Origin of the sequence: Rubrivirga marina (genome assembly GCF_002283365.1) — a bacterium.
GTDB classification, from domain to species: Bacteria; Bacteroidota; Rhodothermia; order Rhodothermales; family Rubricoccaceae; genus Rubrivirga; species Rubrivirga marina.
Window position 1 is genome coordinate 2,156,252 of record NZ_MQWD01000001.1, and the last position, 25,160, is coordinate 2,181,411.

The 25,160-nt window shown below is 73.0% G+C and carries 17 protein-coding genes; 10 read left to right on the top strand and 7 right to left on the bottom strand.

The window, feature by feature from the left end; all coding sequences use genetic code 11:
- Positions 1–21 precede the first annotated feature (21 nt).
- Complete coding sequence (ispE, locus tag BSZ37_RS08845; protein ID WP_179299540.1) at positions 22–876, top strand: 4-(cytidine 5'-diphospho)-2-C-methyl-D-erythritol kinase; 855 nt, start codon at positions 22–24, stop codon at positions 874–876.
- Positions 877–923: 47 nt separating this feature from the next.
- Here the strand turns inward: ispE and BSZ37_RS08850 are convergent, their stop codons facing one another.
- The 4 genes from BSZ37_RS08850 to BSZ37_RS08865 form a co-directional block, all read right to left on the bottom strand.
- Complete coding sequence (locus BSZ37_RS08850) at positions 924–2,192, bottom strand: metallophosphoesterase family protein (RefSeq protein WP_095510206.1); 1,269 nt, start codon at positions 2,190–2,192, stop codon at positions 924–926.
- Positions 2,193–2,377: 185 nt separating this feature from the next.
- On the bottom strand, positions 2,378–5,878 hold the full coding sequence (locus BSZ37_RS21975; RefSeq protein ID WP_179299541.1) for a malectin domain-containing carbohydrate-binding protein: 3,501 nt from the start codon (positions 5,876–5,878) through the stop codon (positions 2,378–2,380).
- Between the two features lie 319 nt (positions 5,879–6,197).
- On the bottom strand, positions 6,198–8,975 hold the full coding sequence (locus BSZ37_RS08860; protein WP_095510208.1) for a penicillin-binding protein 1A: 2,778 nt from the start codon (positions 8,973–8,975) through the stop codon (positions 6,198–6,200).
- A gap of 32 nt (positions 8,976–9,007) precedes the next feature.
- Positions 9,008–9,868 carry a UDP-2,3-diacylglucosamine diphosphatase gene (locus BSZ37_RS08865; protein WP_179299542.1) on the bottom strand — a complete coding sequence of 287 codons (861 nt, stop codon included), beginning with the start codon at positions 9,866–9,868 and terminating at the stop codon, positions 9,008–9,010.
- A gap of 160 nt (positions 9,869–10,028) precedes the next feature.
- Between BSZ37_RS08865 and BSZ37_RS08870 the strand changes: the two genes are divergently transcribed.
- The 6 genes from BSZ37_RS08870 to BSZ37_RS08895 all read left to right on the top strand — a co-directional run bounded on the left by BSZ37_RS08870 (position 10,029) and on the right by BSZ37_RS08895 (position 17,122).
- Positions 10,029–10,745, top strand: coding sequence for a rhomboid family intramembrane serine protease (locus tag BSZ37_RS08870; protein ID WP_218830454.1), 717 nt, complete (start codon positions 10,029–10,031; stop codon positions 10,743–10,745).
- A 19-nt stretch (positions 10,746–10,764) separates the two neighbouring features.
- Entirely contained in the window at positions 10,765–11,643 is an 879-nt protein-coding gene (locus tag BSZ37_RS08875; protein WP_095510210.1) for a rhomboid family intramembrane serine protease, read from the top strand.
- Positions 11,636–12,811, top strand: coding sequence for an endonuclease/exonuclease/phosphatase family protein (locus tag BSZ37_RS08880; protein WP_095510211.1), 1,176 nt, complete (start codon positions 11,636–11,638; stop codon positions 12,809–12,811). Before BSZ37_RS08875 ends, BSZ37_RS08880 begins: the two co-directional genes overlap by 8 nt.
- Positions 12,812–12,888: 77 nt before the next feature.
- The gene (locus BSZ37_RS08885) at positions 12,889–13,848 is read left to right on the top strand and encodes a calcium/sodium antiporter (RefSeq protein WP_095510212.1); all 960 of its coding nucleotides are present in this window, start codon (positions 12,889–12,891) and stop codon (positions 13,846–13,848) included.
- Positions 13,849–14,006: 158 nt separating this feature from the next.
- Positions 14,007–14,978 (top strand): L,D-transpeptidase, encoded by a 972-nt coding sequence (locus tag BSZ37_RS08890; RefSeq protein WP_095510213.1) that lies wholly within the window; start codon positions 14,007–14,009, stop codon positions 14,976–14,978.
- A gap of 140 nt (positions 14,979–15,118) precedes the next feature.
- On the top strand, positions 15,119–17,122 hold the full coding sequence (locus BSZ37_RS08895) for a monovalent cation:proton antiporter family protein (protein ID WP_095510214.1): 2,004 nt from the start codon (positions 15,119–15,121) through the stop codon (positions 17,120–17,122).
- A 39-nt stretch (positions 17,123–17,161) separates the two neighbouring features.
- Here the strand turns inward: BSZ37_RS08895 and BSZ37_RS08900 are convergent, their stop codons facing one another.
- Positions 17,162–17,614, bottom strand: coding sequence for a hypothetical protein (locus tag BSZ37_RS08900; RefSeq protein WP_095510215.1), 453 nt, complete (start codon positions 17,612–17,614; stop codon positions 17,162–17,164).
- Positions 17,615–17,788: 174 nt separating this feature from the next.
- Here BSZ37_RS08900 and BSZ37_RS08905 point away from each other — a divergent pair, with 174 nt between their 5' ends.
- Together BSZ37_RS08905 and BSZ37_RS08910 are read left to right on the top strand one after the other, a co-directional pair.
- Positions 17,789–19,804, top strand: coding sequence for a tetratricopeptide repeat protein (locus BSZ37_RS08905; protein ID WP_095510216.1), 2,016 nt, complete (start codon positions 17,789–17,791; stop codon positions 19,802–19,804).
- Between the two features lie 80 nt (positions 19,805–19,884).
- On the top strand, positions 19,885–20,820 hold the full coding sequence (locus BSZ37_RS08910) for a calcium/sodium antiporter (RefSeq protein WP_095510217.1): 936 nt from the start codon (positions 19,885–19,887) through the stop codon (positions 20,818–20,820).
- Between the two features lie 40 nt (positions 20,821–20,860).
- Here the strand turns inward: BSZ37_RS08910 and BSZ37_RS08915 are convergent, their stop codons facing one another.
- Positions 20,861–22,141, bottom strand: a complete 1,281-nt coding sequence (locus BSZ37_RS08915; protein ID WP_095512346.1) for a phospholipase D-like domain-containing protein — start codon at positions 22,139–22,141, stop codon at positions 20,861–20,863.
- A gap of 158 nt (positions 22,142–22,299) precedes the next feature.
- Between BSZ37_RS08915 and ispG the strand changes: the two genes are divergently transcribed.
- A complete protein-coding gene (gene ispG, locus BSZ37_RS08920) occupies positions 22,300–23,445 on the top strand; it encodes a flavodoxin-dependent (E)-4-hydroxy-3-methylbut-2-enyl-diphosphate synthase (protein WP_095510218.1) in 1,146 nt (381 codons plus the stop codon).
- A 30-nt stretch (positions 23,446–23,475) separates the two neighbouring features.
- On the opposite strand, the gene BSZ37_RS08925 is transcribed toward ispG, so the two are convergent.
- Positions 23,476–25,041 (bottom strand): S8 family serine peptidase, encoded by a 1,566-nt coding sequence (locus BSZ37_RS08925; RefSeq protein ID WP_143537604.1) that lies wholly within the window; start codon positions 25,039–25,041, stop codon positions 23,476–23,478.
- Between the last annotated feature and the right edge of the window lie 119 nt (positions 25,042–25,160).

The window sequence follows — 25,160 nt, forward strand, 5'->3', positions numbered from 1 at the left end:
GCCCTTCCCCCGGCCGTGCCCGTGCCCGCTCGTCTCGCCCCCGCCAAGGTCAACCTCGGCCTCTATGTCCTCCGCCGCCGCCCCGACGGCTACCACGACCTCTCCACGGTCTTCCTGCCCCTGGGTTGGGCCGACCGGCTCTCGGGCCGGCGGGCCGACGAACTCGTCCTCACGACGACGGACCCGGGGCTCCCGACCGACGGGTCGAACCTCGTCGTCCGCGCGGCCCTGGCGCTCCGCCAGTGGGCCGGCAATCCGGCGCTCGGCGCCGCGCTCCACTTGGAGAAGCGTGTGCCCTACGGCGCCGGGCTAGGGGGCGGCTCGTCCGATGCCGCTGCCGCGCTCCGCCTCCTCACCGGCCTCTGGTCCCTCGACGTCCCCGAGGCCGACCTCCACGCCCTCGCCCTCGGCCTCGGATCTGACGTCCCGTTCTTCCTCGACGGCGTGCCCGCTTACGGGACGGGGCGCGGCGAGCACCTTGATCCGCTCCTCGACCCCGACGGGCAGCCGTACCGCTGTCCCTTCTGGCTCGTCGTCGCCGTCCCCGACATCCACGTGTCGACGGCCGAGGCGTTCGCGAGCATCACGCCCGACGATGGCTCCCGGCCCGACCTCGCCGCGGCGGTGGTCTCGAACGACCTCGTCCGGTGGCGGGCCGAGGTGACCAACGACTTCCAGGGACCGGTCGAGGCCACGCACCCCGAGATCCGAGCGGCCCGCGAGGCCCTCCTCGACGCGGGGGCCGGGCACGCCGTCCTGTCAGGGACCGGCGCCGCGGTCGTCGGCGTGTTCGAGGCGGAGGACACAGCGGTCGAGGCGGCCGAGGCCCTGCCGGCGACGTGCCGGGTGTGGACCGAGCTGCCGGAGGGGGAGTAGGCCGGCCCTCTCCGCCTCGACGCCGAGGCGGGCGCGCCCGGCGGGCACTACCGCGCCGCGTCCACCTCGCGCTCGATCTCGAGCGCCGCGGCCACGAGGTCGTCCTTGATCTTTTCGAGGTTCTCATGCTGGTCGACGTAGCGCTCGACGGCCTCTTTGAGCGACGTGTCCTTGCGGACGACCGTCCGCCGCTGGCGCTCGACGCCGTCGAGCTCGCGCTCGACCGCCGCGACCGTGTCGGCCTCGGCGAGCGCGTCGCGGATGGCGGCCTCGTCGACCGGCGGCTGCTCCTCGCCCACGCGGTACCGCACCCGGACGACCGCGTCGGCCACGTCGTGCCGCGCGATCTCTGCGAGGACGGCTGCCGTGGGGTCCTCGGCCTCGGTCGCGTCGACGGCGATGGGCACGAAGCGGCGGGCCGGCGTCGCGACGAACTCGAATGCCGTTCGCCTTCCCGGCTCGCCCTCGGGGTTGATCTCGACGAGGACGAACCCCTTGTCGGCGTCGTGCTCCTTGAACGAGATCCGCTCGATCGACGACGAGTAGACGACGGGCGGGCCCTCGCCGCGCGCGAACGCCTCTGCGTTCCGGTCCTGGAACCGGTGGATGTGCCCGAGCGCCACGTAGTCGACGCCCGGCTGCGCCAGCTGGGCAACGGTGAACGTCGGCTCGTGAGCGATGAGGCTGGCCCGCTCGCTCCCGCTGAGCTCCGAGCCCTGGACCGTGAGGTGCGCCGCGACGAGGAGCGGGACCGCCGGGTCGGCCTCGGCCGCGCAGCGCTGGACGAACGCCGTGTAGTAGTCCTCGACGAGCTGGCGGATCTCGTGGGGCGTCTTGCCGCGGTACTCGTCGCGCGCCAGGATTTTCGAGCGGATGGGCCAGGGGAGCGCGACCAACTGGAGCGGCCCGCTCTTGGTCTGGATCGGCCCGCCCGGCTGGCCCTCGGCCCGGAACGTCGGCTGGGCGAACACCTCGACCGTCCCGTCGAGCACGCCGAAGATGTCGACCGACGACGCCTTCCCGAAGCTGACCGGGTGGTCGTGGTTGCCCACGACCATGGCGACGGGGATGCCCGCCTCGAGCACGGGCCGGAGCGCCTCGGCGAACTGGCGCTGCTGCGTCGGCGTGGGGTCGGCCGTCCGGTAGGCGTCGCCCGCGAACAGGAACAGGTCGACGTCCTCGTCGAGCGCGCGCTGCACGACGACGTCGAAGCAGCGGCGGAAGTCGAGGAGCCGCGTGTTGAGGCCCGTCGCCGGGTCGAGCCGCCCGTGCGTCTCGTACCCGAGGTGGACGTCGGCGCAGTGGAGGATCTTCATGCCCCAAGACTACGACGACGGGGGGGCCAGCCTCGCGGGTGCCGCCGGCTTGGCGCGGAGGCTCCCACTCGTCGCGGGGGACCCCTCCGCCTACGGGCCGAGGACTCCTATCGACTTGGTCGCTGCGGTTCTCGTGCGCTCCTGGCGTCGGCCTGTGCGGACGCCAGGAGCAGATCCCTCTCGCGCTATCGGACGAGAGCCATTCGCATCGACCGGGCGAACGGGCCGGCCTCCAAGCGACACACGTACACTCCCGTCGCCAGCCCCGCCGGATCGAACGACGCCTCGTGCCACCCGGCCGGCTGGGCCTCGTCGACCAGGACGGCCACCCGTCGGCCCAGCGCGTCGAAGACCGTGAGCCGAACGGCGGCGTCCTCGGGGAGCGCGTAGCGCAGGATCGTCCGCGACCGGAACGGGTTCGGCCGGTTCGGCTCGAGCACGTACTCCTCGGGGAGCGCCGCCGCGGCGAGCGACCCGCTCGGGCCCTGGGCTACGAGCGGCGACGGTGGGGCCGCGTAGATCGGACCGGCCTTCAGCGCGGCGTACCCGACCACCTCCGCCCCGTGCGACGTCTCGGCATCGGCCGACTGCTCCTCCTCGACCCGGACCTCGATCCCGCTCGGGCTCAACGACAGGGCGCGGAGCGCGGAGGGGTCGGCTCCGTTCGTCGTCTGCATCGTGGCCACGACGACTGGAGCCGTGGCGAACGGGGCCCCGAACGAGATCGCGCCGGCCGTGTTGGTCACGCGGTTGGTCGTCCGGTTCACCTCGAGCTCCCCGGCGGTGCCCCCCGGCGTGACGGCCACGTACGCCAGCGTCTCCTGGCCGAAGCCTGGGATGGACTCCTGGGCCTGGAGCCTCGCTTGGAACGAGGTCGTCCCCACGTTCCGGAGCCGGACGGTCGCCGCCTGCGGGGCCGTGGCCGTCACCACTTGGGTGAGGACGACGGGCGCTGCGGCGAATGGCGCTGAGAGCGAAACCACCTGGAAGCCCCCATGGGCCACTGCGGTACCGGCTTCGAGCAGTTGCCCGCCGGCCAGCGTGTGGACGCCCCGCTCAACGACGAGGTAGGGGACCGTCTCCGTCCCGTGGACCCCATCGAGGTAGTCCCACTCGTCGAGTTGGAACTCGAACCCGGTCCCCGTCACGTTCCGGACCCGGATTGTCAGGGGCGCCGGGTCGGAATAGGAGGGGGGGGCCATGATGACGATGGGGTCCGAGAACGAGCGCTGAAGGAGCACCGTATTCCACGCGCTGCCGCTCGCCTGCGACACGGTCACGGAGCCCGCCTCGGCGATCGGGGGGGCGTTGCCAGAGCTGCGAGGGCTCTCCGCAGGTCCCGTCCCCGTCGGCGTGTACGATGCGTCTGTCGTGAGGAGGAGCCGGTCGAGGACGAGTCCGTCCTCCCGCATCCACACGCTGATGACATGCTCGCCCGCCGAGCCGACCGTGAGGGTCGCCCGCGAGTTCTGGTCCATCGTCCTGTTCGCCCACGAGAACCCGTTCCGGACGGTCGAGACCAAGCGGTCGGCCGAGGCCGGGCCCGTCCCGTCGATCCCGGCGTGGAACGAGTCGTCGGCGTCGGAGCCGGCGAGGACGCGGCCCCACACGTAGTACGTCCCCGGCGTCGAGAACTGGGCGCGGAACCGGAGCTCGGGGGCCGTGTCGACGAACCCGGCGTTGATGTTGGCCCCCGTGTTCGGGAGCGCCCCGAGGGCCGTCCCGACGGCGCCCGAGGCCGGGGTGGCCGTCCACGACTGGCCCCCGCGGGCGACCGACTCGTTGGCGTTCTCGGCCTCGGCGACGACGAGCCCTCCCGACTCGAGGAAGGGGCCAGAGCCCGACGGCGTCGGGGCCGTGGCCGTGACGGACTGGGAGGCCGTCCCGGTCGCCCCCTGGTCGTCGGTCACGGTGAGGGTGGCCGTGTACGTCCCGGCCGCCGCGTACGTGTGGGCGGTCGTCGCCCCGGTCCCCGTCGTCCCGTCCCCGAACGCCCACGCGTACGAGGCGATCGTCCCAGCGCTGTCGGTCGACCCCGACCCGTCGAACGTGAACGCGAGCGGGTTCGACGGGCTCGCCGTCGCCGTGAACGAGGCGACCGGCGGCTGGTTGGCCGCCCCGGAGATGACCTCGATGGCGGAGAGCATCGGGTTGTCCTTCGACGCGAGGAACGACACGTTCAGGACGTTCCCCGTGACCGTCGTCTGGAACGTCTTGACGAGGGCCGCCCGGACCCCGACCTCGGCGAAGATGTCGAGGTCCGTCAGGACCCGCTGGCCCTCCATCGTCACCGAGAACACGCGCTTCCCGACCGTCGCCGCCGGGGCCCCGCAGCTCCCCCAGTAGATCTCGGCGAAGTGAAGCCTCACCGTGTACGCCCCGTTCGGGACCGGGACGTTCAGGGCGAACGCCTTCGGGGCGCTCCCCGTGACCGGCTCGAGCTCCGTCCGGTAGAGGTCGTCGTCGGTCGTCCCGGCGATGTCGCCGAGGTCGCACGTCGGCGTGTAGCCCTGGCCGTTCGTCGTGAACCGGCTCGACTCGTACGCCACGCCACCCGTCGTCACGGCCGGGCCGCCGGCGTTGAGCCGGGCCGGGACCGTGGCGGCGACGGGGTCGGCCGGGGTCACGTTCGAGACGAGGTAGACGTTGTCGTTGAAGTCGTAGTTGATCCCGGCGAAGTCCATCCCCATGAGGTACGCGTTGGGGATGGGGGCGCCGCTCGGGTCCTTGGCCGGCCAGAACCGGACGTGGTGCCCGCACGTCCCGGCCCCGCTGGAGCAGTCGTCGGGCGTCGGGTCGTTCCGGTACGGGTCGCTCCACTCGGCCCCGCTTACGCGGAACCCGAAGACGGCCCCCGGGCTTGGGTCGAAGCTGCCCGCGGCCAGGTCTGTGGTGCTCATGTTGATGCGGGGGAGCACGGTCTGGCCGTCAGCCGGTCTATGGCGGAAGATGAGGTTAGCCGACGACGACCCCCGGACGAACCAGTAGATTGGGTCGCCGGTCGTGCAGCACCCGTGGTACGCCGCGAGTTGACGGACCGTGATCGGCTGGGCCGAGTCCGCGGCCCGCCAGTACGACGAGAGGACCTCGTCGCCGACCCGCTCGACCCGGCCCCGGTTGTTGATCGACTGGCCGGAGAGGAGGACCTTCGTCTTGTACCCGAAGAGCTGCTCGACGAGCTGGACGAGGCTTGGCTCCTTGTTGTTCTCGGACACGCTCTGCCAGTACCCCCGGAGCGTGACGGCCGCGCTCGGTCGGGCCGGGTCGTTCGATCCGACCGTGAGCGCGCCGGAGTGGGTCCCCCGCGTCCCGTTGTTCAGCGTCCCCGTCTCGGCGATGAGCCGGACGGCGAGGTCCGCCGTGCCCCCGGCCGGGACCGAGAAAGGGAGGGCCGGGGGGGCGACGAGCTCGAACGGGCCGGCGAGCGTGAGGGCCGAGACGGTGAGGGCGGCGGTCCCCTCGTTCCGGAGCCGGACGCGGGCGACGTCATGGACGCCGTTGGCCTCGGGCGGGGCGGCGAGCGTTCCGATCCGGCTCATGACGAGGCGGTCGGGGAAGGGGGCCCCGTCGAGGTTCTCGAACCGGATCACCGGCGACTGCGCGAGCGCCGTCGAGGCCGTGAGAAGCGCCGCGAAAGTGGCAGCGAAAAGGGCAAGAGCCCTCGGGAGGTGGCCTGAGAGGACCATTGCCGTAGGCCGCAGATAGGAGCGGCAAAACCGGTGGTGGGAGGGCCGCCGTGCGGGGCCCGACACGGTCGTCGAGGGTCCACGGGCTCCGGGGCGATACCGGTTCTCGTACCAGCGGGTCGGCGGTGCAGAGGGGCGGGCGCTCGGCCCACACATATTCTGACGGAACCGACTCCCGGAGCCGCCTGGGACCGTCGTTCACCCGCCTCGAGGCTCTCCGTGACCTCACCTCAAGGGAGCGGAGAAAGGGCCAGCGGCCGGTGTCTCCCCGGTCTTAGGGGGAGGCACCGGCCGCGAGCGGGCGCAAGCGAACGGGGGGTTACCAACCGATCCGGCCGCCGGAGCCGCCACCCTGGGTCTGCGGGCGCGGCTCGGGGGCCGGCGCAGCGCGCTCGCGCTGGCGGAACCGGTCGATCATCTCGCGGGCCGGTCGGTCGGCCGTCTCGTTCTGGCGGTTGCCGCCGGCCCCCGCCCCCCCGCGCGAGCGGCGCGAGCGGCTGTCGCCCGGCCAGTAGCCCGAGTCGCCGATCCGGCTCCGACGCGTCGGGGGCTGGTAGTCCTCCGGCCGCTCCAAGTCGAGGTCGGGGTCGAGGCGGATGTCCTCGGGCCCCTCCGTCTGGAGCTTGCTGAAGAACGCGCCCACGTTGCGGAGGCCCGTCCGGCCGCCCTGCCCGACCGACGTCGAGGGGTACTTGATGCGCCGGTCGTCGAAGCCCGTCCACGAGCCGACGACGAGCTCGGGCGTCATGCCGATGAACCAGCCGTCGGCGTTCTCCTGCGTCGTGCCCGTCTTGCCGGCCATGTCGAGGCGCGAGACGCCCTCGAAGCCGCCGATCCCGCGGCCCGTGCCCGCCTGCACGACGGCGCGCATGGCGTCGAACGTGGTGTAGGCCGTGCTCGGGTTGAGGACCTCGCGGGCGACCGGCGTGAAGTCCTCGATCACGTTCCCGTAGCGGTCCTCGATCCGGTCGACGGCCAGGACGATCTGCGGCGGGACGTCCGCGTTCTGCGGGCGGTCCTCCTGGAGCGTCGGCCCGTGGTAGACGCCGTAGTTGGCGATCGTGGCGTAGGCCGTGACCATCTCGAGGAGCGAGACGTCCTGCGTGCCGAGCGCGATCGAGCGGGGGTAGCAGTCGTTCTTGCGGGCCTCGAAGGGCGGGCACGTCTCGGCGTCGAACTCGGGGAGCTCGAGCGGCGTGCGGATGCCCATCTGGTAGGCCGTCCGCGCGATCTCGGAGGTCCCGAAGTGCTTCGTGATCCGGGCTGCGACGACGTTGCGGGAGCTCCGGAGGCCCTCGGCGAGCGTCGTGTAGCCGGCGTAGCCGCCGCCCGAGTTCTGCGGGGCCCAGTCGCCCCAGCGGAACGGGCTGTCGAAGACGCCCGACTGCGGCGAGTACCCGTTGTTGAACGCCGTCGCGTAGGCGAACAGCTTGAACGTCGAGCCCGGCTGGCGTCGGGCCTGGCCGCCGTGGTCGTACTTGTTGAGCACGAAGTCGCGGCCGCCGACCCACGCCTTGACCTGGCCGCTCGTCGGGTCCATCGCGATGAGGCCGGCCTCGAGCCGCGTGCGGGCCTGCTTGAGCGAGTCCATGAACGCGCCGTTCTGGCGGAGCTGGGCGACGGCCTGCTCCGCGGAGGCGCCCTCGGCCGTGAGGCGGCGGAAGCGGTCGGTCTCGCGGACGTATTCGTTGACGACGGCTGTATTCCGGCTCCACCAGTACCCGAACGGGTTTGAGGGCGAGCCCCAGCCGTTGTTGACGATCCCCTGGAGCCGGTCCATCTCCTCTTGGACGGCCGCCGCCGCGAGGGCCTGCATCCGGCTGTCGATGGTCGTGTGGATGACGAGCCCGTCCTCGTAGGGGTCGTAGCCGTTGGCCTCGGCCCACTCGCGGAACCACAAGCGGAGGACCTCCGCGAAGTGCGGGGCGATGTTGTCCTCGTGGCTGTAGACGTCGAACGCGAGCCGGATCGGCGCCTCGCGGGCCGCCTGGTAGGCCGCCTCGTCGAGGACGCCCTGGTTCCGCATGTTCATCAGCACGACGTTGCGCCGGTTGATGGCGGCCTCGTTCTGGCTCTCGACGATGACCGGGCCCGGCTCGCTGTCTGTCGGGTCGGGGTCGGCGGCCCGGCACTCGGCCGAGATGCCGCCCTCGGCGAGGCACGGGTTGTAGCGGCTGTTGGCCGCGAGCATCCCGATCAGCGTGGCCGACTCGCCGGCGTCGAGGTCGAGCGCGGGCTTCGAGAAGAACGTCTGCGAGGCGGCCTCGATGCCGTAGGCGTTATAGAGGAACGGGACCGTGTTGAGGTAGGCCTCGAGGATCTCTGGCTTCGTGTACGTCCGCTCGAGGCGGACGGCGATGAGGATCTCCTTGGCCTTCCGAACGACGGACTTCTCGCCGACGCGGAAGCCGGTCGCGTCGCGGTAGAGGTTCCGCGCCAGCTGCATCGTGATGGTCGAGGCGCCGCGGGCCTCGCCGGACGTCAGGAAGTCCTTGAGGATGGCGCCGAAGGCGTAGAGGTCGACGCCCCAGTGGTCGAAGAACCGGCGGTCCTCGGTGGCGATGAGGGCCTGGGGGACGTAGTCGCTCATCTCGTCGAGCCCGACCCACGTCCGGTTCTCGTCCGCGTAGTAGCGGGCGAGCTCCTGGCCGTCGGCGGTGAGGACCTGCGTGGCGAGGAGGTTCTCCGTGTTCTCGATCTGCTCGAACGAGGGGAGGTTCTGGCTGAGGTAGGCGACCACGCCGAGGCCGGCGAACACGCCGAGGCCGATCAGCCCGAGCACGATGGCGAGCGCGCGGCCGACGCGGCGGCGGCGCTCGGCGGCGGGGCCCGTCGGCGGCGGCGGCGCGGCGGGGCCGGGCGGCGGCACGAGGCCGGCGTCGCGGGCGGCCCCGTCGCCGCCCGGCGTCCGGACGTCGGGCGAGCCGAAGAACGAGGCGAGCTCGTCGTCCTCGGCCGACCGCGCGCGGCGGGGGGCCGGGCGGGCCGCCGGGGCGCCGGCCGTGCCGCGCCGCTCGTCGAGGGCGGCGTGGCGGGCGTCGGGCGAGCCGAAGAAGGTCTCGAGCTCGTCGTCGGTGTACTGCGTGTCGTCGTCCATGGGGCCGGGCGCGAGCGCCGGAGGTCCGGAATCTAGAGGGTGGGGGCCGCCTCGGGGCGGGGAGACGCGGGTCGGTCCGCCTCGGGCGTGTCGCCGAGGCGGGAAGCGAGGGGCTCGGCGGCCCCGTCGCGCCAGCGGAAGAGGGCCGGGCCGTAGGCGTCGAGCCGCGCGAAGGTCCGACGGCCGAACCAGTAGCCGGGGTTGAGGTACGTCCCGTGGGGCATCTCCGTGAGGGCCTCTTGGTGCGAGTGACCGAACGCCACGAGGTCGGCAGAGGTCCGCTCCAGCGTCCGGCGGGCGGCGTCGGCGAGGCGCATGTCCGTTGCGGGCGCGGGCGCGCCGTCGGTCCCGAAGGTCCGGGCGACGCGGCGGGCGAGGGCGTAGCCGGCGTCGCCGGGGAGGCCCATGCGGTAGAGGCGGGCCATGAGCGGGGCTCGGAGGAGCGGCTTCAGACGGGGGGAGAGCCGGTCGGAGGCATCGTGGACGTCGCCGTGCGCAATATACAGGGCCCGCCCGTCGCGGCGCGGCTCCCAGGCGTCCCGCACCAGCGTCACGCCGACGTCGCGCTCGAAGAAGTCGAGGTGCCACGGGTCCCGGTTGCCGACGACGTAGACCACCTCGGCGTCGCGGTCGCACCACTCGGCCAGCAGCCCGACGAGGCGGGGCGCGGCCTTGGGGATGAGGTGGCGGTACTCGATGTACTGATCGTAGACGTCGCCGAGGAGGACCAGGGTGCCCCCCTCGTCCACGATCTCGCGCTCGTGCCGCCGCAGCAGGGCGACGGCGTCGCGCTCGGCGGCGCGCGTGGCATCGCGCGTGCCGCGGCCGAGGTGGAGGTCGGAGAGGAAGAGGAGCAGGGGGCGGAGGGCCAGGGGCCAGGGCGTGCGGGGCAAGAAACGGCGCCCCCCGCTCGGTCGCGTGCGCTGCGAGGATTCTTCGACCCGGGTGCGGACGAAGCCTCTGCGAGGGCTCATGGGCGCACCGAGGCGTGCGCAACTTCCCCCGCAGCGCCCCGTTCGCGGCGTCCACCCTGGCGTCCCCCCTCCGCCCCTCGTGCAGAACGCGTACCACCCGCCCTCGTCGTTCGGCCTGTTTCCACCGGTCGTCAAGAACCTCCTGATCCTGAACGGGCTGGCGTTCCTGGCGCAGGTCATCTTCGAGGCGCGGACGACGGAGCCGTTCGACGCGATCACGCGCCTCTTCGCGCTGTGGCCCATCGGGGGCCCTGAGGCCATCCAGTTCCGCGACGGACTCGTCGAGTTCGGGACGTTCCAGCCGTGGCAGCTCGTGACGAGCGCGTTCCTCCACGGCGGGTTCGGCCACATCCTCTTCAACCTGTTCGGGCTGTGGATGTTTGGCGGGGCCATCGAGCGCGTGATGGGGTCGAAGCGGTTCCTCGGGTTCTACCTCGCGTGCGTGCTGGGCGCGAGCCTGCTCCAGGTGGCCGTCACGTCGTGGCCGTTCCTGATGGGCGACGGCACGGGCATCCCGATCCCGACGCTGGGCGCCTCGGGCGGCGTCCTGGGCGTGATGGCGGCGTTCGGGCTGTTGTACCCCGAGTCCCCGATCTACCTCCTATTTTTCCCCGTCCCGATCCCGGCCAAGTGGTTCGTGCTCGGGTACGCCGCGTTCAGCCTGTTCGCCGGGGTCACCGACGTCCAGGCCGGCGTGGCCCACTTCGCCCACCTCGGCGGGATGCTGACCGGGGCTGTCGTCGTGCTGTACTGGCTGGGGCGGCTGCCCCTCCGCCCCCGGACCCGCCCCCTCTAACCCGGACCTCGCCCCAGGCATGGCCGCCGCCGACTCCCCGCTCTTCCGGTTCCAGCTGTGGCGGGCCGCGCTCCCGCCGGCCCTCCGGCTGCTGCTGACGGTCAACCTCGTGACGTACCTCGCGTACGTCGTGCTGGCGCTGCTCGCCGCGTTCGGCGTGCCGGCGATCGCCGTCGTCGACTACCTGATGCTACCGGCGAGCCCCGAGGGGGCCCTCCGCCTCCCGTGGACGCCGTTGACCTACGGGTTCGTCAACGCCTTCGGCGGGTTCTTCGGGCTGATCTCGTTCGTGTTCGGGTTCTACTGGCTCCAGTGGATGGGTCGGGACTACGAGGAGAGCTATGGGGCACACCGGCTGTTCGGGCTCTACGTCCTCGGTGCGCTCGGGGGCGCCGTGGTGGGCCTGGCGCTCGGCGCGCTCCTCCCGATGCCGCGCCCGTTCTACTTCGGGCTGTGGACGCCCGTGACGGCCGTCCTCTGCGCGGTCGCGACGCTCCATCCCGACCGACAGATCGGCCTGTTTCTGCTCGGCGTGGTCCCGATGAAGTGGATCGCCGTCGGGTTCGTCGTGCTCAGCCTCGCCTTCTCGGCCGACCTCACGGTGCTGGGCGCGGCGCTCGCGGGCGTCCTGTTCGGACGCGCGCAGCGGGCGGGGCGTGACCCGGCCTTTTGGGCCGCCCCGCTCTTCGGCGCCCGCCGTCGCCGGCCGGCCGCGAAAGCCGCGCCGGTCCGCAACAGCCCGTTCGGCCGGTCCAAAGCGGCCGGTGGCGGCCGCCCGGGGGCGGCGCCGAGCGCGCGCCTCGACGTGGACGCGATCCTCGACAAGATCCTCGAGAAGGGCTACGACAGCCTGACGGCGGAGGAGAAGGAGGCGCTCGACCGGGCCAGCCGTGACTGAGACGACGCCGACCCCGCACCGTCGCCGCGGGGCGATCGGGCGGGCGCTGCTGGCCCTCGTCGAGGCTCCCGTCGCGGTCGCCGTCCTCGTGGGTCTCGCGGCCCCGTGGCTCCCGCCGCGGCCCTACTGGTGGGCGCAGCTCGTCGCCATCGGGCTGCCGTACGCGTCGTGGGCGCTGGCGGCGTTCGGCGTGGTGTGGCTGCTCGGGCGGCGGTGGCGGGCCGTGGCGTTCCACGCCGTGCTGCTCCTGATCGTCGGCGTCCGGGCCGGCGGCCTCGGGCGGCTCGCCGAGGCGGGCACGGCCGGGCCGGACGACCTCGTCCTGACGACGTTCAACGTGCCCCAGTCCGGCCCCAGCCGCGAGGCCCTGGCCGATTCCGTCGTGGCCTTCGTGGGTGCCGCCGCGCCCGACGTCCTCTTGATGCAGGACGCCCACGTGGCGACGCGCGTCCGCGGCCCGTCGCTCGAGGGGGTCCAGGTGGAGGCCGTGCGGACGCGGCTGCCGTACCGGCTCGTGCTCCCGGCCCGGCTGGCCAACCACCCCGGCTGGCAGAGCAACTCGACCGACGTCCCGGTCTTCCTGCGCGAGGGGGCGGGCGTGGAGGTGGTCGAGCAGGAGGTGCTCATCATCGGCGTCGAGCGCGACCCCGACGTGTCGCTCGCGCTCCGGTCGCACCTCCGCTGGGGTGGGCGCGAGCTCGTCGTGTACAACGTCCACCTCCGGTCGTTCGGCTCGCCGAAGCCGTGGGAGGACGACGCCGTCCGCCTCACGAGCCCCTCGACGTGGGCCCCGTACCTCCGCCAGTACCGCGGGGTCTACGCCCGGCGCGGCGACGAGGCCGACCAGATCGCCGACGCCATCGCGGCCGAGACGCTCCCGGTCGTCGTCGCGGGCGACTTCAACTCGACGGCCGACAACTGGAGCTACCACCGCCTCCGCACGGCCGGCGGCGTGTCCCGGACCGACGCCAAGCAGGCCGCCGGCGGGCTCGACTGGGGCCGGACGTACCACGCCGAGCGCCCGTTCGTCCGCATCGACTTCGTCCTCGTCGACCCGGCGCTCGAGGTGACCTCGGCGACGACGACGCCCGTCGCGTTCTCCGATCACCGCCCGGTCCGCGTCGGCCTCCGCTGGCGCGACGGGGTGGAGGGCGCCGAGACGGAGTAGGCGCGCCGGCCGGGAACGCCGGGCAGGGCGCGCATGTCTGGGGACATCCCCCAGTTGCTTCTCCCCGGACGCCCTCGATGACCCTGACCCAGAGCCTCTTCGCAATGGGGGGGGGCGTGCTCCTGCTGTTGGCCGGTGCCGAGGGGCTCGTGCGCGGGGCGTCCGCGTTGGCGCTGCGGATCGGGATCTCGCCGCTCGTCGTCGGCCTGACGGTCGTGGCCATCGGGACGTCAAGCCCGGAGCTGGTCGTGAGCGTCCAAGCTGCGCTGGCGGGCGAGGGCGGCGTGGCGATCGGCAACGTCGTCGGGTCGAACGTCGCCAACCTCGGGCTCATCGTGGGCGTGGCCGCCGTGCTCTCGCCGATGGCCGTCGACCCGAAGCTGGTCCGCCACGACGTGCCGGTGATGCTGGCGTCGATGGTCGTGCTCGTGCTGTTCCTGCTCGACGGCAAGCTGGTGCGGTGGGAGGGCGCGCTGCTCCTGTGCGCGGCGGTGATCTACACGTTCGACGGGATTCGGACATCGCGGCGCGACGAGCGGGCGCGGCGGGCGGCGCTGCCGCCGGAGGTCCGCGACGCGATGCACGAGGCGGCCGTCGGGTTCAAGCGGCACCTCCTGCTCGTGGTGGGCGGCGTCGCCCTCCTCGTCTACGGGGCCGACCTCCTGCTGGCCGGCGCCGTCGAGGCCGCCAGCCGGCTGGGCGTGAGCGAGGCCGTCGTCGGGCTCACGCTCGTCGCCCTCGGGACGAGCCTCCCGGAGCTGGCGACGACGGTCGTGGCGGCGCGACGGGGCGAGGCCGAGATCGCGCTCGGCAACGCCGTCGGGTCCAACATCTTCAACGTGTTCAGCGTGCTCGGCCCGGCCGCGCTCGCGGCGCCGATCGCCGCGCTCGGCGTCGGGTCCGACGTGCTCGCCATCATGGTGGGCTTCGGCGTGCTGACGCTGTTCTTCCTCATCACCGGCGGGCGGACGCGCCGGTGGGAGGGCGTCGTGTTGCTGCTCGGCTACGCCGGCTACATCTGGTGGATCGTGTCGTGAGCCGGTCCGGCGGTGCCCGCCTCGGCGCCGAGGCGGGCGGAGCTGAGGGTTTGCTGAGAACCGGCCCGAGGCGGGCGGATTCGCGCCAGATCCCCCGGGCCGTGCTGAACGAAGTCGGCCCCGAGCGCGTTCTTGCGCCGCGCCCCCCTTCCCACCTCATGCGCTTTCTCCTCCTCGCCGTCGCCCTCGCTGGGCTCGCCATCGCGCCGCGTGCGCAGAGCGACCGGTCGCTGTACAACCAGGACCGTCTCGCCGAGCTCCTCTACGCCAACCGCGCCGAGAGCCTCGCCGAGGTCCCGTCGGTCACCTACCGTTACCACACGCTCGACCACGAGAGCGGCAACTCGATCCTCGCCCGGCACATGCTGTACGAGGAGGTCGGGGAGGGCGACGCCCGCACGGGGCGCGACCTGCTCAACGGGATGGTCGCCTTCCTGAATGGCGTGTTCATCCAAGAGCTTCGGAACGGCGACACGATCGTGCTCCCGAGCGTGGTCGGGGCCGACCCGCGCGCCTACAGCCCGTTCCCGCTCGTCTACGACGGCGGCGAGCCCTTCGACAAGCTATTCGTCATCCACAAGTCGGTCCAGGCGTGGGCCGGTTACGAGAACGGCCGCCTCGCGCGGTGGGGCCTCGTCTCGACCGGGGCCGACGGCTCGGAGACGCCGAACGGCCGGTTCAACTTCAACTGGAAGGAGCTCCACCGCGTGAGCACGCTCTCGCCCCCGGGCCAGAGCTGGGACATGCGGTGGGTGTTCAACTTCCACGACCGGCGCGGCATCCACGTCCACCAGTACTACGCGCTCCCGACGACGGGCGCCGCGAGCCACGGCTGCGTCCGCCTCATGACGGCCGACGCGCAGTGGATCTACGACTGGGCCGACGGTTGGAAGACGACGAACGGCGGTGCCGAGCGCGGCCTCGCCAGCCGCGGGCGCATCCTGGAGCAGGGCACGATGGTCCTCGTGCTCGGCGACGCGCCCGACGGCGCGCCCCAGCGGTTCCGCGACGTGAACGGCTCGCCGGAGCTGATCCGCGTCGAGCTCCCCGACGACCCGTACAGCGTCGAGCCCGGGACCGACCAGCAGGTCCGGTTCGACCGGATCCGCCGCGCGCATACGGCGTCGTAACGTCTCGTCTCCCGTCCGCCTCGCCCCGCCTCGGCGCGTCTGCCGAGGCGGGGCGACTCGTTTCTTCGACGGTCAACGGCCGACCTCCCCCACCTCGATGCCGAGGCGGAGGGGGCGCCGCTCGATCTCCGTGCGTGCTCATGTCCATTGACTTCCCCCTCGCCGTCGGTGCGCTGCCGTTCGTGGGCGAGCTGGCCGCGCTGTTCGCGGCCGGTCTCCTCGTGGCGTATCTGTGCTACCGGGTCCGCCTCGTGCCGATCGCGGGGTTCCTGTTGGCCGGCGTCGCGATCGGGCCGAACGCGCTCGGGCTGGTGACGGACGTCGAACTGGTCAGCGAGCTGGCCGAAGTCGGCGTCATCCTGCTCCTGTTCTCGATCGGCGTCGAGTTCTCGCTGGGCCAGATGGCCCGCCTCGCCCGGCCGATCTTTCTCGGGGGAGGGGCCCAGGTGGCGCTGACCGTCGCGGCGGTGGCGGGCGGGCTGATCGTGCTCGGGGTGGGCGTCGGCGCGGCCGTGTTCACGGGGTTTCTCGTCGCGCTGAGCTCGACGGCGATCGTGCTGAAGGTGCTCGCGGAGCGGGCCGAGACGGACACGCCGCTGGGGCGCGTGGCCCTCGCCATGCTCCTCTTCCAAGACCTCGCGATCGTCCTGATGGCGCTCCTGATCCCCGTGCTGGCGGGGGAGGGCGGGTCGCCGCTCGAGGTCGCGTGGGCGCTCGGGAAGGCCGCGCTCGTGGTCGCCGCCGTGCTCGTGGGCGCGCGGCGGGTGGTGCCGGCCGTGCTGGAGCGCGTGGCGCAGACGCGCCGGACCGAGCTCTTCTTGCTCGCTGTCGCGGCGGTGTGCCTCGGGACGGCGTGGGCCGCCAGCCTTGCCGGGGTGAGCCTCGCCCTCGGCGCGTTCCTCGCAGGCCTGCTGGTCTCCGAAAGCGACTACGCCGAGCACGCGCTGTCGGAGATCCTCCCGCTCCAGACCCTGTTTACGGCTGCGTTCTTCCTGTCGGTCGGGATGCTCCTCGACCCGGCGTTCCTACTCGACAACGTGCTGTGGGTGGCGGGCGCGGCGCTCGGCGTGCTCGTGCTCAAGGGCGGGCTGGCGGCCCTCGGCGCGCGGGCGCTGGGCTACCCGCTCGGCGTCGCGCTGGCGTCCGGGCTCGCGCTCGGGCAGATCGGCGAGTTCTCGTTCGTCCTCGCCCTGAGTGGCGCCGAGGTGGGCCTGACGCCGGGCGGGCTGGGCGAGGCTGGCAGCCAGGGCCTCATCGCCGTGACGGTCGTGCTGATGCTGGCGACGCCGGGCCTCATCGCGCTCGCGCCCCGCCTCGCGGCGCTCGGACGGCGGGTGGAGGACGACACCGCGGGCGGAGGCGGGCACGGCCACGGGGTCGACCTGGAAGACCACACGATCGTCGTGGGCTACGGGCCGGCGGGGCGGCGGCTGGCGCGCGTGCTCGGCGACAGCGGCATCCCGTACGCCGTGAGCGACCTGAACCCGGCCTCGCTCCGCGACGCCGACGCCGAGGGCGCCGAGACGGTCTACGGCGACGCCGCGCGAGAGCCGATCCTCCAGAGCCTCGGGGCCGAGCGGGCCAAGCTCCTCGTCGTCGCCATCAACGACCGGGACGCGACGCGGCGGATCGTGGCCGTCGCGCGCCACCTCAACCCGACGCTCCAGATCCTCGCCCGCACGCGGTTCATGGCGGATGTCGAGACGCTCACGAAGGCCGGCGCCGACGTCGTGGTGCCGGAGGAGCTCGAGACGACGGTCCGCCTCTTCGCCCACGTCCTCGGCGCCTACCTCATCCCGAAGGACGAGATCGAGCGGCAGGCCAGTCTCGTCCGCCAGGACGACTACGGGGTCCTCCGGGGGTCGATCCAGGAGGCCCACCTTATGGTGCTCCAGGGGCTCGACGAGGAGGGGCTCCACACGCGCGCCGTGGCCGTCCGGCCCGGTGCGCCCGCCGCCGGGCAGACGCTCGCTGACCTCGCGCTCCGCCAGCGACACGGGATCACCGTCATGGCCGTCCGCCGCGGGACGCAGACGGTCGGGAGCCCGGCCGGCGACTTCCGCGTCGAGGCCGGCGACCGGCTCGTGATGGTCGCCGAGGCCGACCAGTTCGCGGCCTCCGCCGACCTGTTCCGGACGCCCTGACCGGCGGCGGCTCCCTCCGCCTCGGCGTCGAGGCGAGCACTATGGCGTGATGGCGTGGGGCGCGCGGAACGTGCCCTCGATCGTGACCTCGGCGCCGCCGGGCGACACGGCGACGGCCTCGAAGGCGCCCTCGATCACGTCCTCGATCCGGTCCAGTCGGAGCGTGCCGGACGTCGAGGCGAACGGGATCTGGCCGCCGCTCCCCGTCAGGGCGTAGGTCAGCGACGCGACGTCGCCGCCGAGGGGGAGCGTCGTCACGGTCAGCCGCGCGGGGTCGACCAGGATGCGGACGTTGGACCCCGTGTTCTGGCCCTCGGCGATGAGGACGATCGTCGTGCCCTCCTCCTGCACGTCGGAGATGGCGGGGCCGGCGAGGGTGGTGGAGACGTCGCCGGAGACGGTCGCCGTGAACTCGCCGGGGTCGGACCCGACGAAGTCGCACGCCGAGAGCGTGGTGAGAAGCAGGACGGAGGCGGTGACGAGGCGCAGCATCACGAAAACCGGGGTGGAGAGGCCCAAAGACTACGGCCGGACCCCTTCGGTCCGCAGTCCATCCCTCGGGACCCCATGGCCTCCTCTCGGGCCCCGCAGCGCCTCGGCGCGTTCGCTGGCCGATGCCGGCGAGGCAGGCCGTGGGGGTAGTTTGGCCGTCCCCCTGCCTTCCCAATGGCCGACACCCCCGACCCGACGCCCGAGGCCGCCGAGCCCGGGCTCTCTGCCGGTACCCGGCGCTGGTTCCTCGTCGTCACGGCGCTCCTGCCGGTCCTGTTCTTTGGGCTCCTCGAGGGGGGGCTGCGGGTGTTCGGCTACGGAGACGACTACCCGCTGTTCGTCCCGGTCGAGGCCGCGCCCGGACGCCTCACGGTCAACCGCCAGGTCGCCAAGCGCTACTTCGCCCAGGCCGCCTCGGTGCCGACGCCGAACCCCGACGTCTTCCTTGAGGACAAACCGGAGGGGACGTTCCGGATCGTCGCGCAGGGCGGCTCGTCGGCGGCGGGTTACCCGTTCTACCGGGGCGCGTCGTTCCCGCAGGTCCTCGGCACGCGGCTCCGGCTGGCCTACCCGGACCGCGAGATCGAGGTCGTCAACACGGCGATGGCGGCCGTCAACTCGTTCACGCTCCTCGACCTCGTCGACGAGGTGATCGAGGCCGAGCCGGACGTCGTCGTGGTGTACGCCGGGCACAACGAGTGGTACGGCGCGCTCGGGGCCGCCTCGACGGAGTCGTTCGCGAGCTCGCCCGGGTTGACGCGGGCCTATCTCCGGCTCCGGCGGTTCCGGACGGTCCAACTCGTGCGGGACGCCGTTGGGCGGCTGGCGGCGTTGCGGGGCGAGGAGCCGGCGGACGGCCGGCCGCCCTCGAACACGCTCATGGCCCGGATGATCGGCGAGCAGAACGTGCCGTACGGGGGCGAGACCTACCGCGCGGGCGTCCGGCAGTTCGAGGAGAACCTCGGCCGGATCCTCGCGGCCTACGAGGCGGCCGGCATCCCGGTCTACGTGTCGACGCTGGCCTCGAACGAACACGACCAGCGGCCCTTCATCACGGCCCACGGGGCCGACGCCGACACGGCGGCGTGGTTCGACGCCGCCCAGGCCGGCGCCGACGCGCTCTACGAGCAACGCATCCCCGACGCCATCGACCTGCTGGCGCGGGCCGCGGCGATCGACACCCTCGCGGCCGACGCCTACTTCGCGCTCGGCCACGCCTACGAGGCGGCCGGGCGGGGCGCCGAGGCGCGCGAGGCGTTCGAGCGGGCCCGCGACCTCGACGCCCTCCGCTTCCGCGCGCCGCGCGCCATGAACGACGTGATCCGCCGGGCCGCCGCCGCGCACGGCGCCCGCGTGGTCGAGGGCGACTCGGCGTTCCGCGCCGTCTCGCCGGGCGGCGTCGTGGGGCACCGGCTGATGCTGGAGCACCTCCACCCGAACCTCGACGGCTACGGCGTCCTGGCCGACGCGTTCTTCGACGCCTTCGTCGCCGACGGCCTCCTCGGCGGGGCGCCCCGGTCGACCCCGTCGGGCGTCCTCGTCCGCCTCGTGACGCCGATGGACTCGGTCGCGGGGCGGATCCGCGTGGCCCAGCTCACCGCCGGCTGGCCGTTCCGCCCCGAGGAGTCGCAGCCGTTCCGCCTCGACTCGGCCCGGACGCCGGCCTACGTCCTCGACTACGCCCGGGGGATCATGGAGGGCGACCCGTGGCTCCAGTCGGCGGCCGCGCTCGCCGATCGGTACGAGGCCGACGGGCGGATCCGCGACGCGCTCGTCACGCGCCGGGCCGTCGTCCAGGCCTACCCGTTCCTGCCCGAGGCGTGGAGCAGCCTGGCCTCGTTAGAGCTCCGCCGGATCCAGGCCGCGGGGCAGCCCGACCGGCTCCCGTACGCGGCCGGCCTGTTCCAGCGGGCCCTCGACCAAGACAGCGCGCACGTCCCGGCCCTCGCCATGCTCGGCGCCCTCGCGCTCCAGGCCGGCGACCGCGACGCCGCCATCGGCTTCCTCGAACGGGCCCGCGCCGAGGCGCCCGAGACCGAGCAGGTTCTCTACAACCTCAGCGGGGCCTACCTCATGCAGCGCCGCTTTGCCGAGGCGGCCGACCTCGCCGACAAGCTGGTCGCGATGGAGCCCGAGAATCCGCGCTACCGGTCCCTCCGTGAGGGCATCCGCCGCGACGGGGGGTCGTAAGTCACAGGTCTCGTGAAGGTTCGCGCGGGCGGACCGTCCGTGCGCGGCGCGGGTACGACTCGCCCTGACCCCAGCCGGCCATGATCCCCGACGTGCTCGCCCTTATCGGTGGGCTGGCGCTCCTCGTGGGCGCCGCCCACTACCTCGTGCGAGGCGCGGCCGCCCTCGCGCTCCGGCTCGGCTTGTCACCTCTCGTCGTCGGCCTCACGGTCGTCGCGTTCGGGACGAGCGCGCCGGAGTTGGTGGTCAGCGTCCAGGCCGCCCTCGACGGCGCCGGCGGGATCGCCGTGGGCAACGTGGTCGGGTCGAACATCGCCAACATCGGGCTGATCCTCGGCGCCGCCGCGCTCGTCCGGCCGTTCCTGACCGACGCGTCGGTCCTCCGGCGCGACCTGCCCGTGCTCGTGGCCGCGACGGGGCTGGGCGTCGGCGTGCTCTACGACCGCGCGCTGGGCCGCGCCGAAGGGGCGGCCCTCATCGTCGCGCTCGGGGCCTACCTCGCGTGGAGCGTCTACGAGGCGCGCCGCCAGCAGGCCACGGCAGAGCTCCCGGTCGCGCCGACCGGCTCCGCGTGGCGCGACGCGCTCTTGATCGGCCTCGGGCTGGTCGGGCTCGTGGTCGGCGCCGACATCTTCCTGAACGGCGCCGTCGGGCTGGCCGAGGCCGCGGGCATCCCGAACGCCGTGATCGGGCTGAGCGTGGTGGCGCTCGGGACGAGCCTGCCGGAGCTGGCGACGTCGATCGTGGCGGCCGTCCGGGGCGAGAGCGAGATCGCCGTGGGGAATGTGGTCGGGTCGAACCTGTTCAACGTGCTCGGCATCCTCGGCGTGGCCGCGCTCGTGCGGCCCATCGTCGCGCCGGGTCTCCAGACGATCGACCTCGCGGTGATGGCGGCGTTCGTGCTCGTCCTGTTCCCGATGATGTGGAGCGGGCGGCGGCTGGTCCGCCTCGAGGCCGCGTTCCTCGCGGCCGGGTACGTCGGCTACATCGGGTTCCTCGCCCTCGCGCACACCTGAGGCCGCCCGCCTCGGCGCCGAGGCGGAAGGCGCCGATCCGTCAGAGCTGCGACTTGAGCGGGCGGATCACGGTCTCGGCGAGCCGCTCGGTCCACGGGCGGTCCGCCCACATCGCGTGGGTGTAGAGGTCCCCGTCGGCCCAGTCGGCCTCGAACGTCTCGGTCATCCGCCCGGCGAAGGCCGTGTCGTAGAGGTTGAGGCTGGCCTCGTCGTTGAGCTCGAAGGACCGGACGTCGAAGTTGGTCGAGCCGACGGACACCATCCGGCTGTCCACGATCAGCATCTTGGTGTGGATCATCGTCGGCTGGTAGACCGAGATCTCGACGCCGGCCGCCAGGAGGTCGCCCCAGAGTTGCTTCGACGAGACGCGCACGAGCTCGGAGTCGATGTGCGGGCCGGGCACGAGCACGCGGACGCGGACGCCGCGCCCGGCCGCCGCCACGAGCGCGCGGACCATGATCTCGTCGGGCACGAAGTAGGCCGAGGCGAGGTCGATCGACTCCCGGGCCGAGGTGATCGACATGAGGTACATCAGCCGCATGCTGTCGCTGCCGCCCTCGGCCGACGACGTGAACGTGTGGGCGGCCACCGTCCCGGCCGCCTCGAGCGGGGGGAAGTAGTCGGGGCCGTTGAGGACGGCGCCGGTCGTCTGGATCCAGTTGTCGAGGAACGCCGCCTGCATCTGGGCCACGACCGGGCCCTCGACGCGGAAGTGCATGTCGCGCCAGTGGTCGGGGCTCTGGGCGTCGCCGCTCCACACGTCGGCGATGCCGACGCCGCCCGTGAACCCGACGCGGCCGTCGACGACGAGCAGCTTCCGGTGCGTCCGGCTGTTCATCCGGTCGAGGCGGTACCACGCGAGCGGGCGATACTGCTCGACCTCGACGCCGGCCTCGGCCATGTCGTCGAGCGTGGCATCGTCCATCTTGAGCGCGCCGGCCCAGTCGACGAGGACGTGGACGCGGACGCCCTCGCGGGCCTTCCTCGCCAGCGCCTCGGCGAACCGGTCGCCGATCTCGCCGGACCAGTAGACGTAGGTCTCGAACGTGATCGTCCGCTCGGCGCTGTCGACGGCGGCGAGCATGGCCGGGAAGATCTCGTCGCCGTTGTCGAGGGCCGTGACGGCGTTGCCGTCGAGTATCGGCGGGCCGAGGAGGGCGCCCATCTCGCGGGCGAACTGCTCGGAGCCGAGCGCGAACGGCGTCTCGACCTGCTCGTCGATCCGCTGCTCGCCCGTCGTCACGTTGAGCGCGACGAGGCCGAGGAGGACGGTGAGGAGGGCGGAGAGCGCGCCCACCCAGGCGACGTCCTTCTTGGACATGGAGTCGAGCATCGGTCGCGAACGTGCGCGCGGACCGCTCCGGTTCCTCGCGGGGCCGCTCACGTGTCCAGACGATCGGATTCGCCGGAAACGGAACGGGTCGGGCAGAACGTTGCCCCGCCGTCGCCGTAGTCTCCCCCCGATTTCCCCCCGCACCGATGGAGCTCTCGACAGACGAGTCGACCCAGGCCGCGCAGGCCCCCCAGCGGCCGCGCCGCCACTCCCGCCAGGTCACCCTCCGCCACACCGTCGACGGCGTAGAGCACGAGACGAAGATCGGCGGCGGCGCCCCGATCACGGTCCAGTCGATGACGACGGGCAAGACGCACGACGTCGAGGGCTGCCTCGCGGAGGTCCGCGAGCTCGCCGAGGCGGGCGCCGACGTCGTCCGCGTGGCCGTCCCGCGGCCCGAAGACGCCGACGCGCTCTCCGCGATCGTGGCCGGCAGCCCGGTGCCGATCGTGGCCGACATCCACTTCAACCACACGTACGCGCTGAAGGCGCTCGAGGCGGGCGTGGCGAAGGTCCGGATCAACCCGGGCAACATCGGGAAGCCGGAGTGGGAGCGGGAGGTCCTCCGCGCGGCCAAAGACAAGGGGGTGCCGATCCGGATCGGCGTCAACGGCGGGTCGCTCGAGAAGGACATCCTCGACAAGTACGGCTACCCGCGGCCCGAGGCGCTCGTCGAGAGCGCGCTCCGCCACGCCGAGGTCTGCGACCGCGAGGACTTCCAGGACGTCGTGATCTCGGTCAAGCACTCCGACGTCTACTTCATGATCCAGAGCTACCGGCTGCTCGCCGAGCAGACGGACTACCCGCTGCACCTCGGCGTCACGGAGTCCGGGAGCATGAAGACGGGCCCGATCAAGAGCTCCATCGGCATCGGCTCGCTCTTGGCCGACGGGATCGGCGACACGATCCGCGTGAGCCTCGCGGCCGACTCGGTCAACGAGGTGAAGGTGGGCCACCAGATCCTCAAGTCGCTCCGCCTCGGGCGGCCCGGCGTCAACGTCATCGCGTGCCCGACGTGCGGGCGCCTCGCCGGCGACCTGTTCTCGGTCGTCGACGAGGTCGAGGAGGCCGTCGCGAAGCGCGGGTTCGAGCGCGACCTCAACGTGGCGCTCATGGGCTGCGCCGTCAACGGGCCCGGCGAGGCGGCCGGCGCCGACCTCGGCGTGTCGCTCGGCCGCGGCCGGGCCCACGTGTTCAAGAAGGGCGAGATCGTCGGGACGGTCGACCAGGACGAGATCGCCGACGCCGTGATCGACCTCATCGAGCGCTGGGACGAGCCGGCGGCGAGCTAGCCCGTCTCGGTACCGAGGCGGGCCGAGTCGCTAGCGGACGACCGCCAGCCGGAGCGCGGCGTGCCCGCCATCGGTCGGGCGCACCAGGTAGATCCCGGCCGGGAGCGCCGGCACCGCCACCGGCCGCCGGCCGACGCCCTCCGGCCACCGCGCCACGCGCCGCCCGAGCCCGTCGAACACGTCGAGCGCCGTCGGGGTGGCCGTCTCGACCAGGACGCGCCCGCCGGGGCGGACGGTCGACGGGTACAGCCGCCAGTCGCTCTGGGCCGGACCGGGCTCAGTCGCGACGGCGAGTTCGACGGCCGCGAGCGCGTCGACGACGCCCCAGCCGACCTGGTTGTCGGGCGCCGTCGCCTGGCTGGCCGTCGAACGGAGGAGGTCTCGGACCTCGATCGGGTCGAGGTCGGGGCGGGCCTGGAGGATCTGGGCCACGACGCCCGTCACCATCGGGGCCGCGAACGACGTCCCGTTGCTGAAGGCGTAGCCGCCGCCCGGCGTTGCGATCCGCACGAGGGCGCCGAGTGCCGAGACGTCGGGCTTGATCCGCCCGTCGGCCGTCGGGCCGACCGACGAGAAGCCCGCCCGGAGCCCGTTCTGCCCGACGGCGCCGACGGCGATGGCCGAGTCGGCGTCGGCCGGGGCCGTGATGATCTGCCAGGGGCCGCCGCCCTCGTTGCCGGCCGCGACGACGACGACGAGCCCGCGCGCGGCGGCCCGGTCGACGGCCCGCGTCACGATCGCCGTCTCGCCGTCCATGTCCGACGGCGCGTAGTCGCCCTCGCCGGGGTCGAACGTGCTGTAGCCCAACGAGATGTTGACGACGTCGGCGCCGTTGGCTTCCATCCACTCGAGCCCGGCCACGAGCGCGTCCTCCTCGGCGTGGGTCTCCGTCGGGGCGAACTCCGTCGTCGCCGCGAGGACCTCCGCGTCGAAGGCCGGCCCGATCACCTCGCCCTCGGCGTGGCCGAGCGTGACCGACGAGACCGAGAGGCCGTGGTAGTTCGCCTGCGTGAGAGGAGAGAACGCCGTGACGGCCACGAGCCGCCCGTCGGCGGCGACGTCGGCGAGGGCCGGGTGGTCGAAGTCGAAGAGGGTGTCGAGGAAGCCCACGCGGACCCCGACCCCCGTGTAGCCCGCCTCGATCGCCGCGTCGGCCCGGACGAGGGCGAGTTGGGCGGCCGACGCCCCGTAGTCGAGGCGGACGAGCGACGGGGTCGGCGCGGCCTCCAGAGGGCTCGGCGGCATTCGTGCCTCGACGAGCCGCCCGACCGGCCGGACCTCGCGGACAAACGGGAGGTCCCGGACGGCCTCCAACTGCGCCGCCGTGAGGTCGGCGCTGAGGGCGCCGAGCCACCGGCTCTCGACGGCCGGCACCACGCCGAGGCGGGCGAGCTCGGCCCGTGCCGACGGTGCCACTGCGCGGTCCCGGCCGGAGCCCGCCGTGCCCCGAAGCGCGCGCCGGGCGGCGGCGCGGGCGGCCGGGGGCGGCGCGTCGACCGTCTCGGAGACCACGATCCAATACCGTCCGGGCTCTGCGGGTTGGGCGGCGAGCGGAAAGGCCGCGAAGACGAGGACCAAGAAAAGGACGCGGCGCATAAGGGGGCGGGGCCAAGAACTGCGGAAGGTCCGGCTCCGTGCGTTCTGGCGCCAGTCGGGATCCGTTCGACCGTTGCCTGGTAGCGCTTCCGGGATGCCCCTAGATGGGGGCGGTCGGC